Here is a 12,096-nt window from a genome sequence, read left to right as displayed (position 1 = left end):
GTTTCTATACGATGCGATTGAACACAAGACGACGCTACCTGCATGAGACTTCCGTATTCAATGCAAATACTCAGCCCAGCAGAACTTTTTTACCCTTGAACACAGAGTAGTTAACCGATTTAGACCTGTTGGCAAAACCGATGTTTCAACATTAATGGAATTGGTGTCGAAGTTCACTTTCCAAAGGAAAAATGGTTGACCGTATCCGATAATTAATGCCGGGCTAATTCAATGAATCAGGTCAGCTGATCTTAAGCAAGCCGAGTGTTTTATGACATAAAGAAATATTGAAAAAGCAGGCGAGGACGCCTACTCTCACAAGAGTTTCAATAAGGTATTCGAAAGTATTTTCTTAATGCACGTTAAATTATTCTGGTGTTCTCAATGAAAAGCATCAACCCGCATTCCGGCCGGCTCATCCGTTCCTATGACACGCAAGACGATACGCAGATAGACCGGCAGCTCGCCATGGCTGCAGCGGCATTCGACGACTGGAGAAGGAGCGGCTTCGCCGATCGCGCGTCGTTGATGAAGCGTGCGAGCGGAATCCTGCGCGAACGCAGGCAGCAACTGGCCGAGCTGATGGCCGACGAGATGGGCAAGGTGGTCCGCGACGGCATCGCGGAAATCGAGAAATGCGCCGGCTGCTGCGACTACTATGCCGACAATGCAGAGCGCTTTCTCACCCGTCAAACCATTCCCACCGATGCAGAGGACAGTTATATCGCCTTCGATCCGCTCGGTCCGGTGCTGGCGATCATGCCGTGGAATTTTCCGTTCTGGCAAGTATTCCGCTTCGCCGCACCGGCACTGATGGCCGGCAACGTCGGCGTGCTCAAGCATGCGTCGAACGTAACCGGATGCTCGCTCGCGATCCAGGATATCTTCCGTGCCGCCGGCTTTCCCCAGCATGCATTCTCTTCGCTGCTGATAGAGAGCGCGAACGTAGAACGCGTCATCCGGCATCCGGCCATCAAGGCGGTCACCTTGACCGGCAGCACGCCGGCCGGGCGCTCGGTGGCGTCGATCGCCGGCGCCGAGCTGAAGAAGACCGTGCTTGAACTTGGCGGCAGCGATGCCTACCTGGTGCTCGACGATGCCGATCTCGACGCCGCCGTCGATCTCTGCGTCAAGAGCCGCCTCATCAATGGCGGGCAAAGCTGCATCGCTGCCAAGCGCTTCATCGTCGACAAAAAGCTGCGGCCGCAATTCGAACGCGCGTATGTCGAGCGCTTCGCACGCATCCGTCATGGCGATCCGCGCGACGACAGCTCGGACATCGGCCCGATGGCGCGCATCGATCTGCGCGACCAGATTCACCAGCAGGTGGAGCAGAGCCTGCGGGAAGGGGCAAGCTTGCTCATGGGCGGAAAAGTGCCGGCTGGCGAAGGCGCATACTATCCGCCGACGGTGCTGGGCAACGTGAAGCCCGGCGTGGTCGCGTTCGACGAGGAAATCTTCGGGCCGGTGGCGGCCATCATCGAAGCCGATGATGAAGACCATGCGATTGAGCTCGCGAACCAGTCGCCGTTCGGCCTGGGCGCCGCGCTATTCACGCGCGACAAGGCGCGTGCCGACAGGATTGCTCGGCGCATCGAAGCCGGCAGCGTGTTCATCAACGCTTTTGTGAAGTCGGACGTGCGGCTTCCGTTCGGCGGCGTCAAGCAATCGGGATATGGACGGGAGCTTTCCTGGTTCGGCATCCAGGAATTCGTCAATGTGAAAACGGTGTATCACGCAAAATCGCAGGCGGCATCGGCGGCACACGCATCAAGCAGCCAGCCGGAGTGAAGCGCACGCCGCCCCGCAGCTACCCGGCGTAGAATGGCGGCATCCAAACCCGGAGCCGAGTCGAATGACACAAGCCGATTTCAGAATGCCCCGCTGCGGCGTGGCAGGCATCCATGCAGTGGAAGCAAGAACGCGGCGCAGCTTCGCGCGGCATACGCATGAGCAGTTCGGCCTCGGCGTCATCATGCAGGGGGCGCATACCTCGCACAGCGGCCGCGGCAAGGTCGAGGCCGCCCGCGGCGACACCATTACCGTCAATCCCGGCGAGGTGCATGACGGCGCGCCGGTCGGCGGCGCGGAACGTACATGGAAGATTCTGTATTTCGAGCCCGCCATCGTCGGGAACATAAGCGCCGACATCAGCGAAGGCAAGTCGTCCGCCTATGAATTTTCATTTCCCGTGATCCGCAGCGGTGCGCTCGCCGCGCATTTTCATCGCTTGTATGCCGCCGTCACAGGCGGCGGGATGAATGCGCAATCCCTGCTGTGCGAGGAATCGCTGTTGCTGCTGCTGGCCGACGCGCGATGCGCGCGCGCCGACGCCGGCAAGCGGCTGATGGTGCCTGCGGCAATCCGCACGGCCCGGGCGCTTATCGATGACGATCCATGCGCAGCGGTCAGTCTTGAAGACCTGTCGCGCGTCACGGGACTCAGCCGTTTCCAGGTAGTGCGGGGCTTTTCCCGCGCGCTGGGAATGACCCCGCATGCCTACCTGATCCAGCGGCGCATCGATGCGGCGCGCCGCATGATTGCGCACGGCAGTCCGCTGGCGGAGGCGGCAGCCGGCAGCGGTTTTGCCGACCAGAGCCACATGACGCGCATCTTCGTCCGCAAGTACGGCATCTCGCCGCGCGCCTATGCGGATGCCATCAGCTGAACGAACGGAGCGCCGGATTGCCGGATCGCCGGCCTGATTGCACGAACTCCGCCCTGCCTGCAATTTCGTTCAAGCCAACCTCACCATCGCCCGACTATGCTGCGCCTTTCACATGCAAAGGAGCCGTCATGTCGCAGCGCCTGTCGGGCTATTGTTATCTTGTATCCGCAATGATTTTGGTAGGCAGCACCGTCGTTGCCAGCAAGCTGATCGCAGGCGGCCTGCCGCCGTTTATCGCCACCGCGTTGCGCTTCGCCATCGCCTTTCCCTTGTTTCTGATACTGATGCGCCTGACTTCGGCACCGTGGCCGACTCTGACCCGGCACGATTGGCTGATCCTGCTGGTACAGGCGGTCGCCGGCAGTGTCGGCTATACGACGCTGTTGATCTCGGGCATGCGCATGAGTTCGGCCGCGGATGCAGGCGTGATCATCGGCACGCTGCCAGTGGTGTCGGCGGCGATTTCCATCATCATCCTCGGAGAACGGCCAAGCCTTGCGACGCTGGCGGCAATTGCGCTTGCCGCGCTCGGCGTACTCTCCATCGTGATTCGCGGCGACGCGGGAGACGCTGCCTCGCTTTCGGGCAATGCGGGCAATGCACTAATCTTCGGCGCAGTGGTCTGCGAAGGCTTGTTCATTCTTCTCAACAAGCGGCTCAGGGTCAGCATTTCACCGCTGGTGCAATCGACCTTGATGACCGGACTCGGCCTCGCCGCCGCGCTGGTTCCGGCGGCCTTTGAACTGCCGGACATGTTTTCGGTCACCGCCTTGTCGCTGGGGGCGGTGGCCTACTACGCTCTGGTGCCGACCGTTGGCGGCTTCCTGCTCTGGTACGCAGGCACCGCGCGCGTGAGCGGTGCCGAAGCCTCTTTGTTCACGGCCTTCGCGCCGCTATCGGCATTGGTGCTGGCGGTGCTGATGCTCGACGAACACGTCGGCTGGAACCAGGTCGCGGGAATTGCTTGTGTGTTGATGGCGGTCTTCATGCTTGGATGGGCATCAAAGGGCAAAAGGAAGGAGAAAGACGTGCCCGATGCGGGCCAAGCCGCGTCGTCAAGGCAGGTCTGAATGCTCAAGCGCATCATGGAAATGTCTTATCAATATGTATTGCCAATCGCATTACGCCCTTTGACAACAAGGCCTTGCGCGGAAAAAGGCGATGACGCGAAGCATCGTGACGGTGTAACATTCGCCTTTTCCGCAAGAGAACATTTCCATGAGCAACGATATTGTCCTGGCACTTCTTTTCGTGATCGGCATCGGCGGCGCGCTGATTTACTGGGCCGCCTATCAGAGCGGGCGCATGATCGGTTATCGCCATGGGCTGGAAAAGGGTTCCAAGCTCGGCACCCAGTCGCAGCATCTCAAGGGCTTGAATGATGGCTACGTGATGGCGCTTCAACATACGCCGGGGCAGCGCCATGAATTCATGAACAACGTGCTGCTGAAAACCGGCGCCATGACCAGGGAAGAACTTGAAGCCGAGCGCCGCCTGCGCTTCAAGCTGCAGACGGAGAAGTAAGCTTCATTCAAACGGAGCGCGCGGACCTGTCGGATCCGCGACGCTTACTCGCCGCTCTCCCGCAGACGGCGTGCGGCGACCGCCCTCAGCGAACGCCACAACGCGAAAGCGAACACAAGAACCGCGATCACCGACATGATCGCCAGCAGCACCGGCCGGTCCGACAACGGGAACCAGATCGCGGTCCAGATCGGCAGCTCGCCCACCGCATAGGTCTTGCCCGCGAAGATGCTTTCCACGACACCGCCGTGCATCAGCACCACGCTGCCATGCAGTGTCTTAGCGATGTCGTCATTATTCAGGGTATCGAGCACCTGGGCGGCATCGCCCGGCTCCGCCGAGGTCACGACGACGACGCTGCGTCCCGCCGTATAAGGCGATTCGAATCCCAGCATTGCGGCCAACGGGCCATCGCCCCTGAGATGCTTCTGTTTTTGCGCGGCTCTCCTGTCGGTGACCGCATCGTCGAGCAGGTTGTTGAACCAGCTCAGCGAATTCTCGGGCCGCATCACCTTCTGCTGCGGCCCGGTGATGACAGCAGGCACAAGCCTGCGCCATTTGTCGAGAAATGCCTGCTGGCGCTCGGGGCCGATCACCAGCAGGTCGCGGTTGACGAACTGCGCTTCGTCCTTCGGGCCAGTCACCTGGACATAGGTTGCCGGATGGCCCGTGGACTCTCCCATGCGGCCCAGCAAGGAAAGCATCACTTCAATGTCGGTGGCCGACACGTTTTCGGGCAGCACGATCACCGTTTCCGATAGATCCGCATACTTGGTGAACGGATAACCTGCTGTCGAGAAGTAGCCGAGGTGAGGCATTTCCGCGTAATGCGGGTAACCGGAGAAATCGATCCGGGAGTCGGAGTCGATCATTGCCCGGATATTTTCGATCTGCGTATCGCGGCAGTTGCCCGCGGTGTGATAGCTGAAACTGAACGCATACTGCAGCTGATTGCGGCTGCCCAGCTTGAACGCCGGGATCAGCATTTCCCGGCTGTCGCCGAGCAGGCCGCCGTCGAGCAGCGGCAGGATAACGCGCGCGGACTCGCCACCCTGGCCGGTGGAACGCAGGTTCACCGATTGCACCAGTTCGCCGTTGATGCTCATGCCGAGCATGGAGTCGATGGTACGCACGGGAGGCGTATAACGGAACTTGAGGTCCACTGGCACGCCGCGGCTGCGCCAGGTGAACAGGTCCGGGGGAATTCGCAGGCTGACACGCACGGGTTCGGGCACATGCCCGTACACCTGCAGCTGCTGCGGCGAGTCGATCAGCTCGCCGAACTTCATCGGCCGGTCGACGCGGACCCAGTTGGGCGCGTCATAGGGCTTGCGCCGCACCGCGGCGCCGGTCTCGCGGATCTCGGCCTGCCTTCCCGACAACGCGGCATTGCCGAGCACCAGCGAGCGCGCCGCTACCGCCAGATCGTCGGCATCGGCTCCGCTGACAAGCAGCAGTTTGGAAATGCCGTCAGAGGGATTGGCCATGATGCGCAGCGCAGGGCCGGCGAACGGCGGCTCCGTGGCGAGGAATGCCGGGCGCTCTGCGTTGGTTGCGAAAACCACCGCATGACCCGCCGGCAGGGAATCGAGATGCGCGGGGAAGCGCGCATTGCGCCATCCGGCCAGCTTGCCAAACCAGGATGCGGTGATGCCGGCGGCCCTGAGGGTTGCATGGGAAGGCTTGGCGGCGAATACGTACGGCAGCTTGAGGCGGATCAGTTCCTGCTTGTCGAAGAAGGGTTCGGGAAGCAGCGCCAGGTCGTCCTCGATCCGTACCCGCTGCACCGTGAGTTCGACCTCGCTACCCTTGCCGATGTCGGCCCACAGATTGGTGTGCAGGGGGTCTTCGCATTCGTTCGTGTAATGGCCGACGAATTCCAGCGTCAGATTGTTGTACTCGCGAAGCAGCGTCGGATCGAGTTCGAACTCCTTGCTGGTCTGCTTGCCCGCGGTCTGCCGGTTCATCTGCACGGTGCCGACCACTTCCTGGTTGAGCAGAACGCGGATATGAGACTGCTCCGGAATGAGCGCAGGAGAGAAAGTGTTCTTGATCCTGAACACCGCCTTGACCGGCTTTTCATCCCTGCGCAAGCCAAAGCCGATCGAAGGCGGGCCGTCGGTGGGGACCAGCCTCATCAGCGGCTTGCTGTCCAGCGCGGAAAAACCGAAGTTGCGCTTGCTGGTCGGCTGCGGCACGACCGCAGCGGGAACAGCAGCGGGTACAGCAGGGGCTGCCGCACCTGTTGCTGCCGGCTTGTCGGCTTGTCTTGACTGTGCCATCGGCTGCGATGCGCCAAGCAGTAAAAACAGCACGCCGAGAATACGAAGGAAAATCATCTGACGACTTTGAATACCGTGCGGGCAAGTCCGCCGAAGCGCCCGCCGCAACATGCTTGATAATCGGTGCCGCTCAACAGAGGCCCTTGAAAACGGCAATGAACTCGGACTCGGGCACGGCGTCCTTGTACACGCTTTCATCCTTCGTGCTCGGATCGAGTTCCACCAGGCGCAAGTCGCCGACCCCGTAGCGGTTCAATGAGCGCGAATGGAGAAAATCGCCTTCGCCCATCGGTTCAGCCTGATACATCGACTGCTGCCATTCCAGCGTGCGGTCCTTGCAGGAAAACATGAACATGCGCCGCTCCGAACGCCATCCGCCGCGCTGCTTCGTTTTGAAGGAGAGCATGGTCCAGGCCTTGACATAGCCGGGAGGTCTTTCGATATTGGCGGAGTCGATGAAAATTTCCGCGCGCGCGTTCTCGCCGAGACGTATCCAGTTGACCTTGGCCTCGCTCATCGAAGCGGCCGACAACAGCAGCATGGCCGCGAAAATTTTGGTGTTTACCATATATTAGAAACTTATTGCAGTACCGCCGTGTCCAGCACGAGTTGGAGCAAAAGCCAACACAGACCATTTCAATAGTGTTAAATTAAGTTCACAATTTTCAATGCCGCCCGCGCCCCTGCCGGCATGTCCAATTCTCACGCAGCCTAGCACACAACTACCATGCAGAAAATCCGAAAAGCCGTATTTCCGGTTGCCGGCCTTGGAACGCGCTTCCTTCCCGCGACAAAAGCCAATCCGAAGGAAATGCTTCCCATCGTCGACAAGCCGCTCATCCAGTTTGCCGTCGAGGAAGCGATCCGCTCCGGCATCACCGATATGATCTTCATCACGGGACGCAGCAAACGCGCGATCGAAGACCACTTCGACACCGCCTACGAACTCGAAGCGGAACTCGCCGCAAGGAACAACGACAAGTTGCTCGCGCTGGTCCGCGACATGCTGCCGTCCAACGTACGCTGCGTCTACATTCGTCAGTCGCGCGCGCTCGGCCTGGGCCATGCTGTCCTGTGCGCCAAGAACGTGATTGGCGACGAACCTTTCGCGGTGGTGCTGGCCGACGACCTCATCGACAGCGACAAACCGGTGCTCGGTCAATTGATGGATGTCGCCGCCGAACACAATGCATCCGTGCTGGGCGTGCAAAACGTGCCGCGCCATGAAACCGGCAGCTACGGCATCGTCCGCGGCCAGACCGTGTCGGAGCGCATCGAGCGCGTCGAGCATATCGTCGAGAAACCGCATCCCGATGCCGCGCCGTCGACGCTCGCGGTGGTCGGACGCTATGTGCTCTCGCCGCGCATCTTCCATCATCTCGAACGGATCGAGCGCGGCAGCGGCAATGAAATACAGCTGACCGATGGCATCGCCTCGCTGATCGCCGACGAAGCCGTCGTAGCCTGCCGCTATGAAGGCACCCGTTACGACTGCGGCTCCAAGCTGGGCTACCTGCAAGCCACGGTCGATCTCGGCCGCAAGCATCTCGAAGTGGGCGAACAGTTCAGCCGCTGGCTGGACAGCCAGTAAAGCCTGCCAGGGCGGCAAGGCCCGGCGCAACCGAACTTGTCCATCAACGTTCAATTCGCCGGGTTCACATACTCCTTCCATCCATCGCTGCCCTGCTTCAGGTAGAAGCGGTTATCGCGCCTCACCATGACCATGCCTTCGTTCTCTGCCACGAACTCGGTAGGAGTCATGCTTTCGGTGTAGTCGGCCGGCGAGAAGCCGGCTTCGCCGTAAGGCGATTTTGCAATCATCTGAGCAATCATTTGCGACAGGCTGACATAGCTGGCCGGCTCCATGATTTGTGCGCTGCTGCCAGTGCGCACGGCATCCGGCCCAATGACCTTGACGCCCACCGGAACGGTGGTCACGAGCGGCGTCGGTATCTCCCGCAGCCCTGCTATCTGGAACTTGTCGCCACGCAGCGCGGCGCCATGCTCGGGCACGACGACGACAATAGCGCGTCTTCCACTCTTTCGGATCTGCTCCATGAATCCGTTGATATCGTTGAGCAGCTTTTCCACGCGCGGCTTGTAGCTGGCGAAGCTGTTCAGTTTCGAATCCGGTCCCGACACGATCTTGTTGCCGTCATGCAGACTGATCGTGTTGTAAAACAGTGCAACCCGCTCCGCATCGGTTTTCTGCCGCGTTTCGAGCCAGCGCGACAACACGCCGTAGTCGTCATAGATCGGGGAATTGTCGAAACCCCGCTGCGGAACCGCAACACCATTGAGCGGCATTAATGGCGCGTTGACTCCCTGCTTGCGGATCTCCGTCAGGAAGTCGTCAAAGTGTCCGTCATGGTTGAGCGCAATGTTGGTCTCGAAACCCGCCTGCTTCAGACTCGGCATCAGATAGCAGCTGTCGGCCGCCGGAGTGTAAAGCGACTTGTGCGGCGTCTGCCCGCAGGTAGCGCGATTGATGCGTATTGCAGCCGGACCGCTATACGACGCCGCCGAATTGAACTGGCGGAACATGAAATCGAAACTGTTCCATATCGGATGGGAGTCCAGCCCGACGGCTCTCAGATCGTCCCATGACAGGGAACAGACATGCAGGAAGATGATGTCGAACGGCGCGCCCTGGTCTGCCTTGGCGAAGTGCACAATGCGCTGCGCCTCGCCGGCATAGAACTCCTGCACCATGGCATCCAGATTGCCGCTGCCTGCCCCGGCAGCCTGTCTTGCCGGCTCCTCCCGCCCGGAGGCGGCTGGGGCCGAGGCGATGTTGACCTCGTCCCTCGAACTCGAAATCGCCAGCGCGAGCAGGGCCGCCATGACCGCGACGCCGGTGCGCAGGTAGCGGGCGGCAATGCGGTAGCCCACCCAACCGATCACCAGCATCGCCACCACCGGCCAGCTGATGAAACGGCCGGACAGCTCAAGCAGATAGCCGAAGCTGAAATTCGACAGCAGCGTGGCCTGCGACAGCACGCGGTCGATTGGCGGCAGCCAGGAATCGTAGTACAGCAATGTCAGTGCCAGCGGCACGGCCGCCGCATTGCGCAACCAGCGCCCGGTGCGCGAGCGCACCGGCATCAGGAGGAACGCGGCGAAGGCGATATTTTCCAGCGGGTGAAAACCGATCAGTTCACGCCAGTACAGCAGGATCTTCGCCAGGAAATAGAAGCTCCAGGCCCCCAGGCGGATGGACGGCTCGGCAATAGCCTCGGGTGCGCCGGATGCATTGGATCCATTGGATGCAGGCGCGGATTGCGCAGGCTCCTCCGGCGCGGCCTGGTTCATGTCACCGAGTTTCATTGCGCATCACGCTTGGCGGAAACCGGCGAGTTCTTGCCATGGACATACCTGCGCAGCATGACCGGCTTGTAAGTCTGCCGCCGGTAGAATTCCTTGAGCCGCGCGAGCGGGCCCGGCAGACGATAGCCGATCGCGATGCCGACAATCAGGATCAGAAATGCAACAGTGAAGGTCATGAGTTTGTTACCGATACATCAGTCAGGGTTGGCGTGCCGCGCAGGGGCAGCGGACGCCGCACCGCCGGTGGCGGGGCCGAGTAGCGAACCGTCGCAGGTCCTTTCTGCTCGACCGCCGCGAGCGGCGCCGCGGTCCGCTCGGGTCGGACTGTAGCTTCTGCGATAGCCGCGAGTTCAATCGTCAGGTCCGGGAAGTTGCCGGCAAGTCGGCGGTCTTCGAATTCCTGTATGCCTTCTTCGATCCCGCGCGCGGTCAGGTAGCGTTCTTCGGTGGAGAACAGTTCGCTGACCGGCAGGCCGAACAGGCGGTCCAGCGTCTTGTCGATGTCCGATTCCCGGCAGGCATAAAGAAAGACATAGACATTGGTGTCGTCGGATGTGCAAAGGTCGCCGTCGCGCTTGATCGTGCAATAACGCAGAGCGTCGAAAGGCTGCAGGCCGTAAGCCAGCGGCAGCCGCACCATTGCGTTCTGCACATTGAGCACGCGGCTGCGCTCCAGGATGGTCTGCACGGAACGGGTGAAATCCTCCGGCGCCAGGTAACCCTGCTCCTGTTCGGGCATGGCGTCGGCCAGCGCCTTTTCGTAGCTGGCCGGCAGGTTATGCGGAAATACCTGGCCCTGCACCATGGAAGTCAGGCTGAGGAAGCGCACATAGCTGATTTCGGCGGGCACGATCAGGTTCGCTCCAAGCCTCACTGCGAGTGTTTCCTGGCTGTAGCGGAAGCGCGAGTTGACTTCACGAATGACGATCTTCAAGCGCGGGCCGCACTGCTTGCGCAGATCAAACACGCAGCGTGCGACAAGGTTGAAATTGGTGGACGGAGTAAACGAAAGCACCACGGTCGCGGCCACCGCGCCGGATACCAGGGCCGGCATGGCTTCCAGGTCGTCATTCACGATCCGCCATTCGCCCGGCATGGTTTCCTTCGGCAGGAATGCCGTTCTCACCGCGATGATCTGGGTCTCGTCGACCGCGGGCTCCACCGCCTGCATGCTGGAATTGGATTCCTCGATCACTTCCAGCAAGCCTTCGGGCCCGCAACGCAGCGGAAATGTTTTATTGGCCACCAACCCGCCCGGATTGAACCAATGGAAAATTTCCCATGAAGCTGCTCCATAGCGGCTCTTGATGCGCGCCATTCCGGCAAAGCATTGCGCCCAACGGACGACGCCATCCAGCGCTTCATTACTGTTGTGCCCGCCCTGGCGGAAAACAAACAGCAGGATGCTGCCGTGCCGTTCCGCCCAGTCGCGAAGCGTATGCAGCACTGAAATATTTAATTCCGCGAACAGCAACTCCGCGCCGTCGACGACGATCAGTTGTCGACGCGCCAGTTTCCAGTGCTGCAACTCTTCCACAAACCGGCGCAGCCTTGCCTTGGCAGATAATTTTTCAATGCCGCTGCCGGCCTCCAGCACGGTTAATTTCCGGTTTTCAAAATACGGCAGAATCTGTTCTTCCAATGCGCTGGCAGCGATTGTCTTTTCCGGGTCGGACAGGGAAACGAGACAACTTGAATTGCCATTGCCGCAATTCTCGGCAAGTGTGCCCCAGATAAGCGAAGCGGCAAGACGGTCATCTTCTTCAGCTACCGCATAAATATTCCCGGACAGCAATAATGCAGCAGGCGACAGGCCTTCCAACCGCAATTTGCAGCCGAATGATGGAATATTGTTGTCGGAAAACATGAATTTGGCTCAATTCTGAAACAGATTTGGCGTTACCATTTGTAACTGCTTGGAAATGAATTTACCATATGCATCGGAGGAAAGTATCGGATTTCCCCCAACCAACTTGGTTCCGTGTCTAGCCTAAAAAATGCCGGAAGGAACATTCATCAAGGTCCCCCCTCTAACGGGACGCAAATTGCTTCGATGCAATTTTTTTGATAATGGACCCGAATTATGGCGCAGCACGCCCCAAAGCAACCACAGTCTTACGCCGCGGAAAATGACGTCAACAGTCTTTTTTCGCATTTCGGCGATTATTCCAATCGGACTACCTACCATGAGGTAGTGAGGCAGGACGCGGCTGTCATTGCTGCCTGCCGGTGGCCCTTATTGGCCGAGATCGAAGGCATCGGCTCGGATAACGCAGCCGTTGCGGCGAAATAACA

Annotated in this window: 11 protein-coding genes; 6 read left to right on the top strand and 5 right to left on the bottom strand. The window is 60.0% G+C overall.

The window, feature by feature from the left end; genetic code table 11:
* Positions 1-384: 384 nt before the first annotated feature.
* The 4 genes from RY831_RS11710 to RY831_RS11695 all read left to right on the top strand — a co-directional run bounded on the left by RY831_RS11710 (position 385) and on the right by RY831_RS11695 (position 4,192).
* The gene (locus RY831_RS11710) at positions 385-1,791 is read left to right on the top strand and encodes an NAD-dependent succinate-semialdehyde dehydrogenase (protein ID WP_326506526.1); all 1,407 of its coding nucleotides are present in this window, start codon (positions 385-387) and stop codon (positions 1,789-1,791) included.
* A 64-nt stretch (positions 1,792-1,855) separates the two neighbouring features.
* A complete protein-coding gene (locus RY831_RS11705) occupies positions 1,856-2,668 on the top strand; it encodes an AraC family transcriptional regulator (RefSeq protein ID WP_326506525.1) in 813 nt (270 codons plus the stop codon).
* A gap of 128 nt (positions 2,669-2,796) precedes the next feature.
* Positions 2,797-3,738 (top strand): DMT family transporter, encoded by a 942-nt coding sequence (locus RY831_RS11700; protein ID WP_326506524.1) that lies wholly within the window; start codon positions 2,797-2,799, stop codon positions 3,736-3,738.
* 148 nt (positions 3,739-3,886) lie between these two features.
* On the top strand, positions 3,887-4,192 hold the full coding sequence (locus tag RY831_RS11695) for a hypothetical protein (RefSeq protein WP_326506523.1): 306 nt from the start codon (positions 3,887-3,889) through the stop codon (positions 4,190-4,192).
* Positions 4,193-4,236: 44 nt separating this feature from the next.
* Here the strand turns inward: RY831_RS11695 and bcsB are convergent, their stop codons facing one another.
* Together bcsB and RY831_RS11685 are read right to left on the bottom strand one after the other, a co-directional pair.
* On the bottom strand, positions 4,237-6,531 hold the full coding sequence (gene bcsB, locus RY831_RS11690) for a cellulose biosynthesis cyclic di-GMP-binding regulatory protein BcsB (protein WP_326506522.1): 2,295 nt from the start codon (positions 6,529-6,531) through the stop codon (positions 4,237-4,239).
* A gap of 73 nt (positions 6,532-6,604) precedes the next feature.
* Positions 6,605-7,042 (bottom strand): surface-adhesin E family protein, encoded by a 438-nt coding sequence (locus RY831_RS11685; RefSeq protein WP_326506521.1) that lies wholly within the window; start codon positions 7,040-7,042, stop codon positions 6,605-6,607.
* Between the two features lie 159 nt (positions 7,043-7,201).
* Between RY831_RS11685 and galU the strand changes: the two genes are divergently transcribed.
* Entirely contained in the window at positions 7,202-8,065 is an 864-nt protein-coding gene (gene galU, locus RY831_RS11680) for a UTP--glucose-1-phosphate uridylyltransferase GalU (protein WP_326506520.1), read from the top strand.
* Between the two features lie 50 nt (positions 8,066-8,115).
* Here galU and bcsG read toward each other — a convergent pair whose 3' ends face one another.
* From bcsG to bcsE, 3 genes are read right to left on the bottom strand one after another with little or no spacing between them, the layout of a single operon-like run.
* On the bottom strand, positions 8,116-9,801 hold the full coding sequence (gene bcsG / locus RY831_RS11675) for a cellulose biosynthesis protein BcsG (RefSeq protein WP_326506519.1): 1,686 nt from the start codon (positions 9,799-9,801) through the stop codon (positions 8,116-8,118).
* Entirely contained in the window at positions 9,798-9,977 is a 180-nt protein-coding gene (locus RY831_RS11670) for a hypothetical protein (protein WP_326506518.1), read from the bottom strand. Before RY831_RS11670 ends, bcsG begins: the two co-directional genes overlap by 4 nt.
* Positions 9,974-11,668: a cellulose biosynthesis protein BcsE gene (bcsE, locus tag RY831_RS11665; protein WP_326506517.1), complete on the bottom strand. Its 1,695-nt coding sequence runs from the start codon at positions 11,666-11,668 to the stop codon at positions 9,974-9,976. The genes RY831_RS11670 and bcsE overlap by 4 nt, the downstream gene beginning before the upstream one ends.
* Before the next feature lie 216 nt (positions 11,669-11,884).
* Between bcsE and bcsR the strand changes: the two genes are divergently transcribed.
* Positions 11,885-12,094, top strand: a complete 210-nt coding sequence (gene bcsR, locus RY831_RS11660; protein ID WP_326506516.1) for a BcsR/BcsP family cellulose biosynthesis protein — start codon at positions 11,885-11,887, stop codon at positions 12,092-12,094.
* The last annotated feature ends 2 nt before the right edge of the window (positions 12,095-12,096 follow it).

This window comes from Noviherbaspirillum album (genome assembly GCF_035916955.1).
In the GTDB taxonomy this organism is placed as follows: domain Bacteria; phylum Pseudomonadota; class Gammaproteobacteria; order Burkholderiales; family Burkholderiaceae_D; genus Noviherbaspirillum; species Noviherbaspirillum album.
The sequence above is the reverse complement of the archived record's forward strand: the minus strand, read 5'-3'. Positions and strand labels throughout refer to the sequence as shown.